The following is a 16949-nucleotide window of genomic DNA, read 5'->3' on the forward strand; positions in this document are numbered from 1 at the left end:
TGCGCTTCACGCTAGATGAGTATTTGAATTCCTCTTCAATTTGACGAGTTCCCCCGGAGTTCACGATGTCCCTCACCATCCTGTTCATGCCAGAGAGCGCGTACGGCCCCACGAACAACTGCATCGGCATCGGCGACATTCTCCGCCGTCGCGGGCACCGCGTCGTCTTCGCCGCGGAGTCGTCCTGGAAGGGCAAGCTCGAAGCGCTCGGCTTCGAGGAGGACCTCGTCGACCTGGCCCCGCCGCCCGAGAACGCCGAGGAGCAGGACGCCGGCCAGTTCTGGAAGGACTTCATCCGCGAGACCGCGCCGGAGTACCGCAAGAGCACGCAGGAGCAGCTCGACACCGTCATCAAGCCCATCTGGGACTCCCTCATCGACGGCGCCAAGTACTGCGAGCCGCAGCTCAAGGCCATCATCGAGCGGGTGAACCCGGACGTGATCGTCGAGGACAACGTGATCACGTTCCCGGCGCTGCTCACGGCGGGCAAGAAGTTCGTCCGGATCGTCTCCTGCAACCCGCTGGAGGTGCGCGGCGAGAACGTCGCGCCGGTCTTCTCCGGCCTGCCCGCCGATGACCGCTCCGGCTGGGACGCCTTCCGCGCCGAGTACGACCGCACCCACCGCGAGATCTGGACCGCCTTCAACGAGTGGTGCGTCGAGCAGGGCACCGCCCCGCTGCCCGACCTGGACTTCATCCACGAGGGCGACCTGAACCTCTACGTCTTCCCCGAGATCCTCGACTACACCGACGCCCGCCCGCTCGGCCCGAGCTGGCACCGGCTCGACTCTTCGGTGCGCGAGACCGACGAGGACTTCACACTGCCCTTCAAGCGTAATGACGGCTCGCTGATCTACTTCTCGCTCGGCTCGCTCGGCTCCTCCGACGTGGAGCTGATGCAGCGCGTGATCGACATCCTGGCCGGCACCCGGCACCAGTACATCGTCTCCAAGGGCCCGCTGCACGAGGAGATCAAGCTCGCCGACAACATGTACGGCGCCGAGTTCCTGCCGCAGACGAAGATCATCCCCCTGTGCGACCTGGTCATCACGCACGGCGGCAACAACACCACCACCGAGGCGGCGCACTTCGGCAAGCCGATGATCGTGCTGCCGCTGTTCTGGGACCAGTACGACAACGCCCAGCGGGTGGACGAACTGGGCTACGGTGTCAGGCTCTCCACCTACACCTTCACCGACGAGGAGCTGACCGGCGCCGTGGAGCGCCTGCTCGGCGACACCGAGATGCGCGCGAGGCTCGCCGCCGCCGGCGAGGAGATCCGCCGCCGCGACGGCCTGCGCAAGGCCGCCGACCTGATCGAACAGCTCGGCCAGTAGGGATTTCGAGGACTTTCCATGCGTGAACTGATCAACCCCGCCACCGGCCTCCCGTGCTCCGAGATCCCGGACACCCCGGTGGCCGACGTGGCGGCGGCCGTCCGGACCGCCCGGGGCGCGTTCGAGGAGTGGGCGCAGACCACCCCCGCCGAGCGCCAGCGGCTGCTGCTGCGCCTGGCCGACCTGGTGGAGGCCGACGCCGAGGAGCTGACCCGGCTGGAGGTGGAGGAGACCGGCAAGCCGGCGGCCGTGTTCAGGGACGGCGAGCTGCCCTTCGCCGTCGACAACCTGCGCTTCTTCGCCGGCGCCGCCCGTTCGCTCGAAGGGTCGGGGGCCGGGGTGTTCAGCGCCGGTTACACCTCGGTGCTGCTGCGCCGTCCGGTCGGGGTGGTGGGGTCGATCGCGCCGTGGAACTTCCCGTTCGTCATGGCGGTGTGGAAGGTCGGCCCGGCCGTGGCCGCCGGGAACGCCGTGGTCATCAAGCCGGCGCCGCAGACGCCGCGGACGACGCTGCGCCTGGCCGAGCTGTTCGCCAAGGCGGGCGCGCCCGAGGGGCTCGTCCAGGCGGTCACCGGCGACGCCGAGGTCGGCCAGGCGCTGGTGACCGACCCGGGCGTGGACATGGTCAGCGTCACCGGCTCGACCGGCACCGGCCGGGCGGTCATGACCGGCGCGGCGGCCACGCTCAAGCGGGTGCACCTCGAACTCGGCGGCAAGGCGCCCGCCCTGGTCTTCCAGGACGCCGACCTGGCCGAGATGGCCCGCGGCGTGGCCATGGGCGCCACGTACAACACCGGCCAGGACTGCACCGCGGCCACCCGGGTCTACGTCGCCCGCGAGATCTACGACGACGCCGTGGAGGCCATCCGGGCGACGCTCGCGGAGATCACCGTGGGCGACCCCTGGGACCCGGCGACGGACATCGGCCCGCTGATCTCGGCCGCCCACCGCGAGCGCGTGCACGGCTTCGTCGCGCGCTCGGGCGGCCGGATCGTGCACGGCGGCGCGCCCGTCGAGGGGCCCGGGTTCTTCTACCCGCCGACGCTTGTGACCGATGTCGCACAGGACAGCGAGATCGTCCAAGGTGAACTTTTCGGACCGGTCCTTGTGGCGCTGCCGTTCGACGGCGAGGACGAGGCCGTCCGGCTGGCCAACGACACCCCGTACGGGCTGGCCTCGTCGGTGTGGTCGCGTGACGTCGCGCGGGCGATGCGCGTGTCCCATCGGCTCGACGTGGGCGTGACCTGGGTGAACGATCACCTGCCGATCGCCAGCGAGGCGCCGCACGGCGGCGTGAAGGGCAGCGGGTTCGGCAAGGACATGAGCCAGGAGGCGGTGCAGGAGTATTCGGTGACGCGTCACCTCATGGTCAAGCACGCGGCGCCCGTGGAGCGGGATTCGTTCCGGCCCGCCTGAAAACGTGTACGGCGATATGACGCCCAAAGTGTCGCTTTGGGTGCATTTAGTGGGAAATGTGCGGTTGGCCGTCTGGTACGGACTGTGTTCCAATTACCCAGCCGGACAGAATCCCATGCGCCACACGCGTGTCTGATTTCTTTCGAGCACGTACCGGCGAGAGGTAGCGAGAGTCAGTGAGGACGGAAAACCCCAGGCACACGAGGTCAGGGGAGTACACAGGCGGAAGGTTCCGGCTGGGGAACTGGCGTGTGCGCTCGAGGTTGATCGCGCTGATCCTCATCCCCACCATCGTGGGTGTGCTCCTCGCGGGCGTGCAGCTCGCCAACGCCATCGGGACGAGCTCCGAGTACCGCCGGCTGACCCAGGTCGCCGAGCTGGTGCAGCGCATCGGCGGGCTCAACCACGAGCTGGCCAAGGAGCGCACGCTCACCGCGTGGTACGTGACCGACCAGTCGAAGGCGGGGCGGTTCGTCCAGCTGAAGACCCAGCGCGCGGCCGTCGACGCGGCCAAGAAGAAGGTGCTGGCCTCGGCCAACGCCATCGACGCCGCGCACTCGGCCCGTATCCGCGACGGTGTGGAGAACATGCGCCGGTGGCTCACCGGCCTCGACAGCCTTCGCACGTCGATGGTGGCCGAGGGCACGCCCCCGCGAGCCGCGATCACCACGTACACCACCATGATCGGCGTCTTCTCCGCGATCCAGGGCGACCTGGGCGACGGCGTGAACGACGACGACCTCCAGGGTGACGTGGCCGCCCTCGGCTCGCTGCAGCGGGTCAAGGAAGAAGTCTCCAGGCAGCAGGCCATTCTCATGATCGCGCTCATCGAGCGTGAGCTGGACTACGACGACCTGTCGGAGTTCCTCGGCTCCTGGAGCCGCCAGCAGGCCGAGCTGACCGCCTTCGAGCGGGAGGCCGACCCGGCGGACCTGCGGGCGTACCAGAAGAGCATGCGCGGGCCGGACATCGACCGCGCCGACGCCATGCGGCAGCGCGCCCTGGCCCAGGTCCGCGAGTACAACCGGATCCGTGACCTCGACGTCACCTCCGCCCGCGACCTGAGCCGCTGGTACGACAGCACCACGCTGGCCGGCAACACCATGCGCAAGGTCGAGGACTCCCTGGCCACCAAGATCGTGGCCAGGGCCCGCGAGCTGAGCGACACCGAGCAGCGCAACGCCATCATCAGCGGCGCGACCATCCTCGTCCTGCTGCTGCTGGTCCTGATCATCACCACCCGGGTGGCCGGTTCGCTGGTCCGCCCGCTGCGCCGGCTGCGCGCCGAGGCGCTCCAGGTGGCCACCACCCGGCTGCCCGAGACCGTCCGCATCCTGCGCGAGTCCGGCGACGGCGCGCAGATGCCCGAGGTGCCCTCGGTCGGCGTCAACACCCGCGACGAGATCGGTGAAGTGGCGAGGGCCTTCGACGAGGTCCACCGCGAGGCGCTCCGGCTGGCCGGCGACGAGGCCAAGCTGCGCGCCAACGTCAACGCCATGTTCGTCAACCTCTCCCGCCGCAGCCAGACGCTGGTCGAACGGCAGCTGCAGCTCATCGAGGGCCTGGAGCAGGGCGAGGAGGACGAGCAGCGGCTCGCGAACCTCTTCCGCCTCGACCACCTGGCCACCCGCATGCGCCGCAACAGCGAGAACCTCCTGGTCCTCGCCGGCCAGGAGGCCGCGCGCAAGTGGAGCGAGCCGGTGCCGCTGGTCGACATCGCCCGCGCCTCGCTGTCGGAGGTCGAGAACTACGAGCGGGTCCAGATCAAGATCCCGTCCGGCACGCTGATCGTCGGCCCGGCCGTCACCGACGCCGTCCACCTGCTCGCCGAGCTGATCGAGAACGCGATCTCCTTCTCGCCGCGCGAGAGCAAGGTCGAGGTCTCCAGCGTGGCCGCCGACGGCGGCGTCATGATCTCCATCAACGACCTGGGCATCGGCATGAGCCCCGAGGAGCTCGCCGAGGCCAACTGGCGTCTGGCCAACCCGCCCGTCGTGGACGTCGGCGTCTCCCGCCGCATGGGCCTGTTCGTGGTTGGCCGCCTGGCCCTGCGCCACGGCATCCGCGTCCAGCTCAGCATGCGGGAGACCGGCGGCCTGAGCGCGCTGGTGATGATGCCCGACATGCTCATCAGCGGCGGCCCCGGCATGCCGCAGCAGGCCGGCAGCCAGTACGAGGCGTTCACCACGTTCGACCCGAGCCAGTTCGGCGTCGCCGCCGCGCCCGCCGAGGCGAGCCAGAACGGCGCCCCCGTCTCCGCCCCCGACGCGGCCGACCGCGTGCTGGACACCCAGTGGCCGGGCTCGCTGCCCGCGCCGGGCACCGGCAACTGGCCGTCCTTCGCCGACGAGTCGGCCCAGGAGGAGACCCGCTGGGGATCCTTCGCCGAGGAGCCGGGCCGGGACGAGCCGCGCTGGCCGTCGTTCGCCGAGGAGCCCAAGCCGTCCTTCGGCGACGAGCCCAAGCCCTTCTTCGCCGACGAGCCGAAGCCGTTCTTCAGCGACGAGCCGAAGCCGTCCTTCGCCGACGGGCCCAAGCCGTCCTTCGGTGACGAGCCCAAGCCGTTCTTCGCCGACGAGCCGCCCGCGGCCCAGCCCGAGCCGCAGCCGCAGGCCCAGTCCCCGTGGGGCGAGCAGCGCTGGCCCTCCTTCGCCGAGCAGCCGCCGCCGCTGCAGGACGACGAGCCCCGCTGGCCGTCCTTCGCCACCGAGCCGCCGCAGAGCGGGACGGAGGAGCCCCGCTGGTCCTCCTTCGGCTCGCCGTCCTTCGGCGACACCTCGCTCGGCCAGTCGGCCTTCAACGAGGAGCCGCCGCGGCGGTCCCTGTTCGAGTCGGTCGACCGGCCGCGCCCCTCGGCGTTCGGCGAGGAGCCCTACCGCGCGGCGTTCGGCGACCTGCCGGGGTACGGCGCGGAGGAGCCCAAGCCCGCCGACCAGTACGAGCAGGGCCGTCCGGGCGCCTATGGCCCGTTCGGCCAGGGCGACTACTCCTCCCAGGACCTGACCGGCCCGCTCCCCGTGGTGCGCACCTCGCCCCTGGAGGAGCAGAGCGAGGAGTTCCTGCCGATCTTCTCGTCCGTCGGCTCGGACTGGTTCCGCAGGCCCGACCCCGAGCAGCTGCGCCAGCAGGAGCAGGAGCCCGAGCACGAGATCACCGCCGTGCACCCGGCCGTGCCCGCCGACCCGCCGGCGGCCGCGCCGCCCGCCGCCCCGGCGTTGGGCCGGTCCGGGCTGCCGCAGCGCAGGCCCGGCCAGTCGGGCGCCGGCGCGTCGTGGTCCTCGCCCGCCGACTCCGGTTTCCAGGCGGCCCAGGCCGCCGCGCAGCCCGCCCAGGCCGGCACGACGTCCTCGGGCCTGCCGCGCCGGGTGCCCAAGGCCAACCTCGTGCCCGGTACGGCCAGTCTCGCCGAGCCGCAGCCCACGTCACCGCCGCCGCAGATCTCGCCCGAGCGGTTGCGCAGCAGGCTCTCCAGCTTCCAGCAGGGAGTGCGGCAAGGCCGCGCGTTCACCCGCGGAGAAGAGAATGAGGAGGACAAATGAGAGAGATGAGCCAGGGAGCGCGTGGCATCAGCTGGCTGATCACCGACTTCGTGAACAACGTGCCGGGCGTCGCGCACACCGTCGTGGTGTCGTCCGACGGCCTGCCGCTGGCCTTCTCGGAGGGTTTCCCCAAGGACCGGGCCGACCAGCTCGCCGCGGTCGCCTCGGGCGTGATCAGTTTGACGCAGGGCGCCGCGCGGGTCTTCGAGGGCGGCATGGTCACCCAGACCGTCATCGAGATGCAGCGCGGGCTGTTGATGATCATGTCCATCAGCGACGGGTCCTGTCTGGCCGTCCTCGCGGCTCCCGACTGTGACATGGGCCTCGTGGCGTACCAGATGACGCTGCTGGTCGAGCGCGCCGGTCAGGTGCTCACCCCGGCCGTACGCGCAGAGCTGCAAGCGGCCCGCCCCCGCTAGCGGGCGGTGACAGGAGATCATGGTGTCAGGTCAGGGTTGGGCTGGTGATAGCACTCCGCCGCATCCGGCGGCCCCTCGTCCGCAGAAGCCGAGTTCCCTGGTACGGCCCTATGCCGTGACCGGGGGGCGCACCGCGCCGCGGATGAAGTTCGCCATGGAGGCTTTGGTGTCCTCCGTGACGTCGGAATACCAAGACATTTCCCTACTGAGTCCGGAGTATCAGGCGATCATTCAGCTGACCCGGAACGTCCGGTCGGTTGCCGAGATCTCCGCCCTTTTACGCCAGCCCCTTGGTGTGGTCCGGGTGCTGATCGCCGACATGGCGTCGGAGGGCCTGATCCGCGTGCACCAGCCTGCGCTGGACGCGGGAAAGCCGGACCTCAACTTGCTCGAAAGGGTGCTCAGTGGACTTCGCAGGCTCTAGCCCCGGTCTGACCTCGACGAAGATCGTCGTGGCCGGGGGCTTCGGCGTGGGGAAGACGACGTTCGTGGGAGCGGTCTCGGAGATCCTGCCGCTCACCACGGAAGCGGTCATGACGGACGCCTCGGCCCACGTCGACGATGTCTCGCTCACGCCGAACAAGACGACCACGACCGTGGCGATGGACTTCGGACGTGTGTCGCTGGATCGCGACCTGATCCTCTACCTGTTCGGCACCCCCGGACAGCACCGGTTCTGGTTCATGTGGGACGACCTCGTGCGCGGCGCGATCGGCGCCGTCGTCCTGGTGGACACGCGCCGTCTGGCGGACAGCTTCCCCGCCATCGACTACTTCGAAGAGGCCAAGCTGCCCTTCGTCATCGGCATCAACGGCTGGGACGGCCAGTTCGCCCACGCGGAGGACGAGATCCGCGAGGCGCTGTCCGTCGGCGGGCACATCCCGATCGTCCGCCTCGACGCCCGCCAGCGCGACGCGGTGAAATCCACCCTGATCACGCTGGTGGAGCACGCGCTCACCCGCCACTCCCACACGCCGGTATAGCCCGGCGCGCCCCGGGCGCCCGGCTGAGGCCGGGCGCCCGCCCGCGGGTCAGACGGTGGCGGCGTGGCCGCGCACCAGGCGGCCGACCTCGGCGCGGAGGTGCACGAAGTCGGGGTGCTCGCGGGTGGTGATCTGGTCGCGCGGCGCGGGCAGGTCGACCTTGAGGTCGCCGACCACGTGCGCGGGCGCCTTCGACAACACCACGACGCGGTCGCCGACGTAGACGCTCTCGTCGATGTCGTGGGTGATGAGCACGATCGTCATCTGGTGGTGGCCGCGCACCTTCAGCACGAGGTCTTCCAGGTCTTCGCGGGTCTGGGCGTCGACCGAGCCGAACGGCTCGTCCATGAGCATGAGCGAGGGCCGGTAGGCCAGCGCCCGCGCGATCGCCACCCGCTGCTGCATGCCGCCGGAGAGCTGGAACGGGTACTTCTTCTCGGCGCCCTGGAGCCCGACCGACTCCAGCGCCTCCTGGGCTGCCTCGCGGCGCTGCTGCTTGTCCATGCCCCGGCGGCGCAGCGGCAGGGCCACGTTGTCGGCCACCGACATCCATGGGAACAGCGAGCGGCTGTAGTCCTGGAAGACCACCGCCAGGTTGTCAGGGGTCTGCCGCACCAGCTCGCCCTCGACCCTGACCTCGCCGCCGGTCGGCCTGATCAGCCCGGCGATGGAGCGCAGCAGGGTCGACTTCCCGGCTCCCGACGGCCCGACGATGCACAGCAGCTCGCCCGCGGCGACGCTCAGGTTCAGCCCTTCGATGGCGTGGTGAGCGTTGGGGCCACCGCCGCCGTACACGTGGGAGAGGTTCTCTATCTCGAGCATGGATGTCCTAGGGGGCGAGGCCGCGAGCGGAGGACCGACTCGGGAAGCCGGAAATGTCGGTATGGCTCTACGGTGTCGGATCTTACCCTTGAGTCTTCGCGGCTGTCATGGGATGCGTACGCTCCACGACTCCCGCTCGTTCAGCGCCCGGACGTCAGCGTCGGAGATGCGCCGCTGCGCCCCGGCCATGGCGGCCAGCTCGGCCTCCGTCAGCACGTCGGCGATGTCGGCGAACCCGTCGGGCGCGCGCTCGGTCACCAGCCCGATCGTATCCTCGATGGGCAGCGCCCGATGCGCCACCACCAGCGCCGACGTGGGCGGACGCCGTTCCTCCTCGTACGCCTTGAGCGCCGTGACCGGGTCCCCGGACGTCGCCAGGCAGCGGGCCAGCACCCGCGCGTCGAGCACCGCCTGCGAGCCGCCGTTCGAGCCGATCGGGTACATCGGGTGCGCGGCGTCGCCCAGCAGCGTCACCCGGCCCGCTCCCCAGACGGGCAGCGGGTCCCGGTCCACCATCGGGTACTCCAGGATGCGCGGGGAGGCCGCGAGCAACCCCTGGACGTCGGCCGGCCGGTACCGCCAGCCGGCGAAGTGCGCGGCCACCTCCTCCAGCCGGCCCGCGCGCGACCAGTCGGCCTCCGCGGCGACGCCGGGCTCGGCCACCTTGACCTCGGCCACCCAGTTGACCAGCCGGGGGTTGCGGGCCGAGATGTGATAGGTGACGAACTTCCCGGCCCGGTTGGAGCCGCCCACCAGCACGGTGGCGCCGTCCAGGACGGGGCCGGCCTCGGCCACCCCGCGCCACATCCTGATGCCGGACCACAGCAGCGGGTCGTCCGACGGGTGCAGCAGCGCCCGTACCGTGGACTGCACGCCGTCCGCGCCGACGAGCACGTCCACGCGTTCCTCCACGAGCTCGCCGCCCTGCCGGAGCCGGACGAGGACCTCCTCGCCGTCCTGGTCGAAGCCCTCCAGGCGGACGCCCGTCCGCACCGGGACGGCCCGTTCCTCGACCGCGGCCAGCAGCGCCATCTGCAGCTCGCCCCGGTGGATGCTGTACTGCGGCCAGCGGTAGCCGGCCGAGCGCCCGCGCGGCAGCGCCAGGATCACGTTGCCGTGCCGGTCGGCGAAGGTCATGAAGGTCGTCTCCACGCCGAGCGCGGCCAGCTCGCCGGCCAGCCCCAGCTCGGTCAGCTCCCGTACGGCGTGCGGTTGCAGGTTGATCCCGACGCCGAGCGGCCTCAACGTGGCGGCCGCCTCCACGACCACGCACTCCAGCCCGGCCGCCGCCAGGCTGAGCGCGGTGGTGAGCCCGCCGATCCCGGCGCCCACGACCATCGTCCTCACGTCGCCCCCAGTGGTCTCGATCCGGTCCCACGTGTCCCTGACGGGGAACATGACGATAAGTTTCTCGCCCTTTGCAGGCCGAAGACCAGACTTATCCCATTAACCTCGTTCCTATCTGGGTGTGAGGTGTGTGATGCGCGGATTCAGTGACGGGGAGTTCGCCTACCTGGTCGAGCACGACCTGGCGCGACTCGCCACGGCGGGAGCCGGGGGAACGCCGCACGTCGTGCCCGTGCGGATCCATCTCCAGCCGGACCGCGGCATGATCGCGGTCGGCTCCCGCCTGCTGCCCGGCGGCGTGCGTCCCCGGCGGTACCGCCGTGACGTCAGGGACAACCCCGAGGTGTCGCTCGTCGTGGACGACTTCACCGAGGACGGGCCGCGCGGCGTCCTCGTCCAGGGGGTCGGGCGGGTCCACGCCAAGGGCGGCGAGCGGCTGAAACCCGGGTACGAGCCCGTATGGGTGGAGATCATGCCGCTGGCCGTCGCGTCGTGGGGCATCGACTCGGGCGCCTACGAGCCGCCGCGCAGCCGCCCGGTCGCCGCCGGCACGTTCACTGCTCCGTGAGCCGCTGCGCGCCGAGGTGCCAGGCCAGCACCCGCCGCTCGGCCACCAGGAACAGCTCGTTGAGCAGGTAGCCCAGCACGCCGAGCAGCACGATCCCGGCCCACATCGCGGGCAGGTCGAACGTCGAGTACGCGGTGGTGAGCTGGAACCCGATGCCGTTGGAGGCCCCCGGCAGCAACTCGGCGAAGACCATGACGATCAGCGACAACGACAACGACAGCCGCAGCCCGGCGAACATCTTCGGCAGCGCCGACGGCAGGACGACCCGCAGCAGGCGTTCGGTCCCCGACAGCCGGAACACCCGCCCGGTGTCCAGGTGCAGCGGATCGACCGCCCGCGCGCCGTCGGCGGTGTTGAGCAGCACCGGCCACACGACGCTGAACATGATGAACGCCAGCTGCATGCGCAGCCCGAACCCGAACACCACCAGGAACACGGTGACCAGCGCGGGCGGCGGGATCGCGCGCAGGAACTGCAGCACGCCGTCGAGATAGTCGTAGACCCGCGCCGACAGCCCGAAGGCCAGCCCGAGCACCACCCCGGCCACCGCCCCGCCCGCGAACCCGGCGGCCATCCGGCCCAGGCTCGGCAGGACGTCGTCCATCGCCGCGCCGGTCAGGAACAGGCTGCCGGGCGGGCCGGAGAACCACATCTGGTGCATCCGGGCCACGATCGTCGTCGGCGGCGGGAAGAACGAGCTGCCCGCCAGCTGCGTGCCCGCCTCCCAGGCCAGGACCAGCCCGGCCAGCACGGCCACCCGGAACGCCGTGCCGCGCGTGCGGTCGCGCGCCGACGGCCCGCGCCGGGCCCCGGTCACGACCCCTCCGTCAGCCGGGCGTGGTGCCAGCGGAAGGCGCGCTGCTCGGCCGCCACCAGCAGCGCGTTGACCAGCACGCCGAACAGTCCCACCCAGAACACCCCGGCCAGGATGTCGGTCATCCTGGCCGGGACCGCGATCCCGGCGAAGAAGATGAACACGCCGATGCCCTCCCCGCGCCCGGCCACGATCTCGGTGCTGACGGTCAGGATGAGCGCCACGGACGCCGCCAGCCGCACGCCCGTGGTGATGAACGGCGCCGCCGACGGCAGGCTGACGCGCAGCAGCACCGACAGCGGGCCGAAGCCGTAGGAGCGCAGGGTCTCCTTGGCGACGGGGTCGACGCCGCGCAGGCCGTACATGGTGTTGTAGAGGACGGGCCACATGGCGGCGTAGAGCACGAGCGTGACGCGGAGCTGCAGGCCGGTGCCGATCACGAGGGCGACCAGCGGGATCAGCGCCACCGACGGGATCGGCCGCAGGAACTCCACCACCGAGCGGGTGGCGGCGTCGATCACCGGCACGCTGCCGAGCAGCAGGCCGAGCGGCACCGCCACCAGCACCGCGAGGCCGAGCCCGAAGGCCCAGGCCAGCAGGCTGGTGCGGGCGTGGGTCAGGAAGGCCGGATCGGCGAGCAGCGCCAGGCCGCGCCCGACGATCCGGGTGGCCGGCGGCAGCACCTCGGCGTCCACCAGCCCCGACCGGCTCAGCAGCTCGACGAGGACGGCGAAGCCGGCCGCCCCCGCCGCCCGGCGCGACCACCGCGTGGCGGCGCCGGCCGGACGGCGGACGACCGTCGTCGTGCTGCTCACCCCGACGTCGTCGGCGACATCAACGTCTTGACGTCGATCTCCTTGCCCAGCCACTTGGCCTCCCACATCCAGTCGGCCACCCGCTGCAGCCGCACCGGGTTGTCGGAGCTGGAGAAGTAGGGGAAGGTGACCGTCGCCGCCGTGGACGCGTCGATCTGCGTGAAGTTCGGCAGCACCTTGGCCACCACCTCACGGTTGTTCTCCATCAGCTTGGCCGCGTTGTGGATGGCCCGCTGGAAGGCCGCCGCCGTGCGCGGGTTCTTGTCGTACCAGTCCTGGGTGCTGATGTATCCCGAGATCGGGAACTCCGCGGCCGGCCCGGAGGCCGGGTCGAGGATCTTGCGCGCGCCCATCGACGAGGTCGCCGCGGTGACCAGCGGCTCGCCCAGGTAGGCGGCGTCGATCTGGCCGCTCTTCCACGAGGCCATGATGTTCTGGAACGTCACGGGGACGTACTTGATCGTGGCGGGGTCGATGTTGTTGGCCTTGAGCACCTGGGTGAGCGCGAGCTCCTGGAAGTTGTGCAGGACGTTGACGTTGATCGTCTTGCCTGCGAGGTCCTTCGGCGTCTTGATGGGGGAGTTGGGCAGCGCCATGATGCTGAGCGAGTCGGGGGCGGCCCGCGAGCCCTCGGCGAGCACGTGGATCTTGATCGCCCCCTTGTCGTGCGCCTGGAACATCGACACGTAGTTGCCGAACATGGCGTCGATCTCGCCGTTGACCAGCATGGGGATCGCCTCGGGGGCGGCCTGGACGACCTGCGGGGTGACGTCGAGACCCTCCTGCTCGAAGAGCTTCTGGTCGATGGCGACGTAGATGGCGGCACTGTCGATGGCGGGCAGGGTGGCGATCTTGAGCTTCGTCTTCTCCAAGGCGCCGCCGCCGCCGTTCGCGGAGGCGGAGGGTGGTGCGCTGGCGGTGGTTGAGCCGCCGGTGCTGCACGCTACGGCGCCTAAAGTCACAGCGAACCCGATGATGGCGGCCTTGGCGGAGCGGCCAAGCCTCATGTCAGGGACTCCCTTCAAGACGTGGAGCCGGGGGGACCGGGTGGCTGAACTGCCCCCGGGGCTGAGTGCCTGACGAACAAGCAGGAATCGACCGTAGCACCACATTGGCAGTCATTATCAAGAAAATGACTCTTGTGGTTGCAATGTCCGTTTGCCGCTCTATCGTAAATAGAGGCGTGAGATGTCTTTGTCCGTTTTGGGAAAGAGGGTGGCAACCGGGGCTTCTGTTACTGGTGGGACTAGCTGACCTGGATCGTTCCGCGGGCGGAAGGGGGCTTGCGGAACACGTTTCGGCTGCCCGTTTTTGCAGGTAAACGGCGGTCTACCAATTTTGTCACAATTTTTGGACAATCCGGGATATAAGCCTCAGAGGGGCACTATAGGTGGTTGGTCCTGACCGGCACCTGTGCTCAAATGGCCCTCATCTCGATTGTACATATTGCCCCACGTGCATTTACCTGCATGGTCTTCGAGAATTCCCCTCCGGGGCGAGAGGTTGCGAGGCAAGTGAGAACGCAGAGCGCTGAAGCTTCCGCTGACCGCGAGCCGCACGGGCACCAGAAGCGACGGCTGCCCAAACCTGCTTCTAACAGGTTCGGATTGGGCAATTGGCACGTACGGTCGCGCCTCGTGGCGTTGATCGTCGTGCCCACGGCTGTCGCGGTGGGCCTGGGCGGGCTGAACGTGATCACCTCCCTCAGGGACGCCGACACCTACCAGACACTCAGAGAGGTGGCCGAGCTCAGCGAGCAGCTCGGCGCCGTCACGCACGAACTGGCCTTCGAACGCGACGAGACCGCTCTCTACATCGCCCAAGGCCGTCCGGAGAGCCGCGCGGCCCAGCTCCGCACCACCTACAGCGGGGTCGACAACCTCATCGACGAGGCCAAGGTGCGGGCCGGCGCCCTCACCGACACCCACGCCGACTCCGTACGCCCGGTGCTGCGCCGCCTGGAGGAGATCCAGACCCTGCGCGACACCGCCGTCAAGGGCAAGATCCAGCCGCTGCCGATGATCCAGAAGTACTCCCAGATCATCGCCACCCTCCTGCAGTTCCACGACCAGGTGGGACAGGTCGCGGTGGACGACGACATCTCCCACAGCGCCAGCTCCATGGCGGCCATCGCGCGCGCGAAGGAGCAGGCGTCCAAGCAGCGCGGCATCCTGGCCAGCGCCCTGGACAAGAAGGGCTTCGACAGCGGCGAGCTCGACGCGCTCTCCGACGCCAAGGCGCGGGAGGAGAGCGAGGAGACCCTCTTCGCCACCCTCGCCAGCATCGACCAGCTGGAGCTCTACCGCGACACCGTGGTGGGCAGGGACGTCGACCAGACCGACCTGTTCCGGCTGCGGGCCATGGCCCAGTCCGTCGAGGCCAAGCCCCTGAGCATCGGCGTACGGCCGGACAAGGACGTCGGCACCTGGTTCGACGTCAGCACCGGCAAGATCGACGCCCTGCGCAGCGTGGAGAAGTCGCTGGCCTCCTCGGTCATCCTGCGGGCCCGCGCCCTGGAGGAGGCGGCCAACCGGTCGGCGCTGATCTCCGGCGTGCTCATCATGATCCTGCTGATCGTGGTGCTGATCATCATCACCTTCATCGCCCGCTCGCTCATCAGGCCGCTGCGCAGGCTGCGCGGCGAGGCCCTGGACATCGCCGGCAAACGCCTGCCGGAGACCGTGCGGGCGCTGCGCGAGGCGGGTGACGGCAAGGTCGGGCCCGTCCCGCCGATCGGGGTGGACACCCACGACGAGATCGGCGAGGTGGCGCGCGCCTTCGACGAGGTCCACCGCGAGGCGGTGCGGCTGGCCGGCGAGGAGGCGCGGCTGCGCTCGAACGTCAACGCGATGTTCGTGAACCTGTCGCGGCGCAGTCAGACGCTGGTGGAGCGGCAGATCACCCTGATCGACGGTCTGGAGCAGGGTGAGCAGGACGAGCAGCGGCTCGGCAACCTGTTCAAGCTGGACCACCTGGCCACGCGCATGCGGCGCAACAGTGAGAACCTGCTGGTGCTGGCCGGTCAGGATCCGCCGCGGCGGTGGAGCCAGCCGGTCAAGCTGGTCGACGTGGCCCGCGCCTCCCTGTCGGAGGTCGAGAGCTACGAGCGCGTCGTGCTCCAGGTGCCCGACGGCGTCTCGGTGGCCGGCCAGGCCGTCAACGACGTCATCCACCTGCTGGCCGAGCTGGTGGAGAACGCGCTGTCGTTCTCGCCGCGCGAGACCAGGGTGGCGGTGTCGGGCAGCAGGATCGACGGCGGCGGCGTGATGTTGTCGATCACCGACTCCGGCATCGGCATGACCCCCGAGGAGCTGGCCCAGGCCAACGACCGCCTCACCGACTCGCCCAGCGTCGACGTGTCGGTCTCGCGGCGGATGGGCCTGTTCGTGGTCGCCAGGCTGGCCCACCGGCACGGCATCAGGGTGCAGCTCCGTCCGCACAGCTCGGGCGGGCTGACCGCCATGGTGCTCGTCCCGGAGAACATGCTCGGCACGCAGCCGCCCGGGTTCGCGGGCATGCAGCCGGCGGCGGCCGAGAGCACGTCCGGGAGCGAGCCGTACGTGGGGCCGCACGCGGCGCCCCCGGCCACCGACTGGCCGCCGGTCTCGGCTCCGCCCGAGGCCGACTGGCCCGCGGCCGCCTCCGCCGCCGGGGCCGACTGGCCGCCCGCGCCGCCCGCGCCGGGAGCCGACTGGCCGCAGGCGCCGCTCACACCGGCGGCCGACTGGCCGCAGGCGCCCCCGGCCGCCGGACAGGACTGGCCGCGGCCCACCTACCAGATGGGCCCCGCGCACCCGTCGTACCCGTCGAACCCGGACGCGGGGGGCAACTGGCCGCAGTGGCCGTCGTCCGACGGCTGGCCCTCCGACCCGCACGGCGGCGGCTTCGACAGCCACGACATCTGGTCGCCGCCGCGCAACAACGTCGACCGCGGCCTGCCCAAGCGTCCCCCGGCCGAGCCGCCGCCACCCTGGAAGCAGGACGGCTTCCAGCGCCCGCGGCCCGACTTCCCCGAGACCGAGTCGGCGGCCACCGGCCCGATCCCGCCCGTGCCGCCCGCCTCCGCCGGGGACGACTACCTGCCGATCTTCGCCGCCGTCGAGTCGGCCTGGTTCGGGCGCGGCGAGGGCGGCTGGGGCTCGACGAAGGCCGACGCCGGCTGGAGCGCCGCCGAGGCGGTGGCCGAGCCGGCCCGCGACGGCACGACCGCGGCCGGCCTGCCCAAACGGGTGCCCAAGGCGAACCTGGTGCCGGGCTCGGCCGACACCTCCGCCTCGCCCAAGGGCGTCTCCCCGATGCCCTCGGTCTCGCCGGACCGGGTGCGGAACAGGTTGTCCAGCTTCCAGCAGGGCTTCCGGGCGGCCCGCGACGACATCACCGGCGGCAAGGCGTTCCAGCCGGGCCCTCGCGGCTCCTTCAACGGTGAAGCCCACAACAGTGACAGAGAGGAGGGCGCATGAACGACCTGAGCCACGCGGCGCGCGGAGTCGACTGGTTGATCACCGACTTCGTCAGCACGGTCCCCGGTGTGGCACATGCGGTGGTCGTCTCGTCCGACGGGTTGCCGCTTGCGGCCTCGTCGGGCTTTCCGGCTGACCGGGCTGACCAGCTGGCCGCCATCGCGTCGGGGCTGGTGAGCCTGACGCAGGGTGCGGCCAGGGTGTTCGAGGGTGGTGCGGTCAACCAGACGATCGTGGAGATGCAGCGCGGGCTGATGCTGATCATGTCGATCAGCGACGGTTCGTGTCTGGCGGTGCTGGCGGCTCCGGACTGTGACATGGGGCTGGTGGCGTACCAGATGACTCTGATGGTTGATCGCGCCGGTCAGGTGCTGACCCCGGCGGTGCGGGCCGAGTTGCGCGCCAGCCAGACCAGGTGATGTAGGTGAC

At 70.5% G+C, this 16949-nt stretch carries 14 protein-coding genes; 9 read left to right on the top strand and 5 right to left on the bottom strand.

Annotation, left to right across the window (positions count from 1 at the left end; all coding sequences use genetic code 11):
• Nucleotides 1-65: 65 nt before the first annotated feature.
• The 6 genes from ABT158_RS03095 (at nt 66) to ABT158_RS03120 (ending at nt 7694) form a co-directional block, all read left to right on the top strand.
• Nucleotides 66-1337 (top strand): glycosyltransferase, encoded by a 1272-nt coding sequence (locus ABT158_RS03095; RefSeq protein ID WP_352350270.1) that lies wholly within the window; start codon nt 66-68, stop codon nt 1335-1337.
• Nucleotides 1338-1355: 18 nt separating this feature from the next.
• Nucleotides 1356-2753 (top strand): aminobutyraldehyde dehydrogenase, encoded by a 1398-nt coding sequence (locus ABT158_RS03100; RefSeq protein WP_352350272.1) that lies wholly within the window; start codon nt 1356-1358, stop codon nt 2751-2753.
• 251 nt (nt 2754-3004) lie between these two features.
• Nucleotides 3005-6292: a sensor histidine kinase gene (locus ABT158_RS03105; RefSeq protein WP_352350274.1), complete on the top strand. Its 3288-nt coding sequence runs from the start codon at nt 3005-3007 to the stop codon at nt 6290-6292.
• Nucleotides 6289-6711 carry a roadblock/LC7 domain-containing protein gene (locus ABT158_RS03110; protein WP_090935862.1) on the top strand — a complete coding sequence of 141 codons (423 nt, stop codon included), beginning with the start codon at nt 6289-6291 and terminating at the stop codon, nt 6709-6711. Before ABT158_RS03105 ends, ABT158_RS03110 begins: the two co-directional genes overlap by 4 nt.
• 19 nt (nt 6712-6730) lie before the next feature.
• Nucleotides 6731-7135, top strand: a complete 405-nt coding sequence (locus ABT158_RS03115) for a DUF742 domain-containing protein (RefSeq protein ID WP_055507219.1) — start codon at nt 6731-6733, stop codon at nt 7133-7135.
• 7 nt (nt 7136-7142) lie between these two features.
• A complete protein-coding gene (locus tag ABT158_RS03120) occupies nt 7143-7694 on the top strand; it encodes a GTP-binding protein (protein ID WP_352350489.1) in 552 nt (183 codons plus the stop codon).
• A 48-nt stretch (nt 7695-7742) separates the two neighbouring features.
• On the opposite strand, the gene ABT158_RS03125 is transcribed toward ABT158_RS03120, so the two are convergent.
• Together ABT158_RS03125 and ABT158_RS03130 are read right to left on the bottom strand one after the other, a co-directional pair.
• Nucleotides 7743-8516: an ABC transporter ATP-binding protein gene (locus ABT158_RS03125; protein ID WP_352350276.1), complete on the bottom strand. Its 774-nt coding sequence runs from the start codon at nt 8514-8516 to the stop codon at nt 7743-7745.
• 105 nt (nt 8517-8621) lie between these two features.
• Complete coding sequence (locus ABT158_RS03130; protein ID WP_352350278.1) at nt 8622-9914, bottom strand: flavin-dependent oxidoreductase; 1293 nt, start codon at nt 9912-9914, stop codon at nt 8622-8624.
• A gap of 82 nt (nt 9915-9996) precedes the next feature.
• Between ABT158_RS03130 and ABT158_RS03135 the strand changes: the two genes are divergently transcribed.
• On the top strand, nt 9997-10431 hold the full coding sequence (locus ABT158_RS03135; RefSeq protein WP_352350280.1) for a pyridoxamine 5'-phosphate oxidase family protein: 435 nt from the start codon (nt 9997-9999) through the stop codon (nt 10429-10431).
• Here the strand turns inward: ABT158_RS03135 and ABT158_RS03140 are convergent.
• Genes ABT158_RS03140 through ABT158_RS03150 form a run of 3 tightly spaced genes read right to left on the bottom strand, consistent with a single transcriptional unit; the run spans nt 10418 to nt 12932 of the window.
• Complete coding sequence (locus ABT158_RS03140) at nt 10418-11248, bottom strand: ABC transporter permease (protein WP_352350282.1); 831 nt, start codon at nt 11246-11248, stop codon at nt 10418-10420. The two genes, ABT158_RS03135 and ABT158_RS03140, sit on opposite strands and share 14 nt — an antisense overlap.
• On the bottom strand, nt 11245-12060 hold the full coding sequence (locus ABT158_RS03145; protein ID WP_352350284.1) for an ABC transporter permease: 816 nt from the start codon (nt 12058-12060) through the stop codon (nt 11245-11247). The genes ABT158_RS03140 and ABT158_RS03145 overlap by 4 nt, the downstream gene beginning before the upstream one ends.
• On the bottom strand, nt 12057-12932 hold the full coding sequence (locus ABT158_RS03150; protein WP_352350286.1) for an ABC transporter substrate-binding protein: 876 nt from the start codon (nt 12930-12932) through the stop codon (nt 12057-12059). The genes ABT158_RS03145 and ABT158_RS03150 overlap by 4 nt, the downstream gene beginning before the upstream one ends.
• Before the next feature lie 765 nt (nt 12933-13697).
• Here ABT158_RS03150 and ABT158_RS03155 point away from each other — a divergent pair.
• Nucleotides 13698-16520, top strand: a complete 2823-nt coding sequence (locus ABT158_RS03155) for a sensor histidine kinase (protein ID WP_352350288.1) — start codon at nt 13698-13700, stop codon at nt 16518-16520.
• Nucleotides 16517-16939, top strand: coding sequence for a roadblock/LC7 domain-containing protein (locus ABT158_RS03160; protein WP_020546542.1), 423 nt, complete (start codon nt 16517-16519; stop codon nt 16937-16939). Before ABT158_RS03155 ends, ABT158_RS03160 begins: the two co-directional genes overlap by 4 nt.
• Nucleotides 16940-16949: the final 10 nt, after the last annotated feature.

This window comes from Nonomuraea sp. NPDC001636, from assembly GCF_040298265.1.
Taxonomy (GTDB): Bacteria; Actinomycetota; Actinomycetes; order Streptosporangiales; family Streptosporangiaceae; genus Nonomuraea.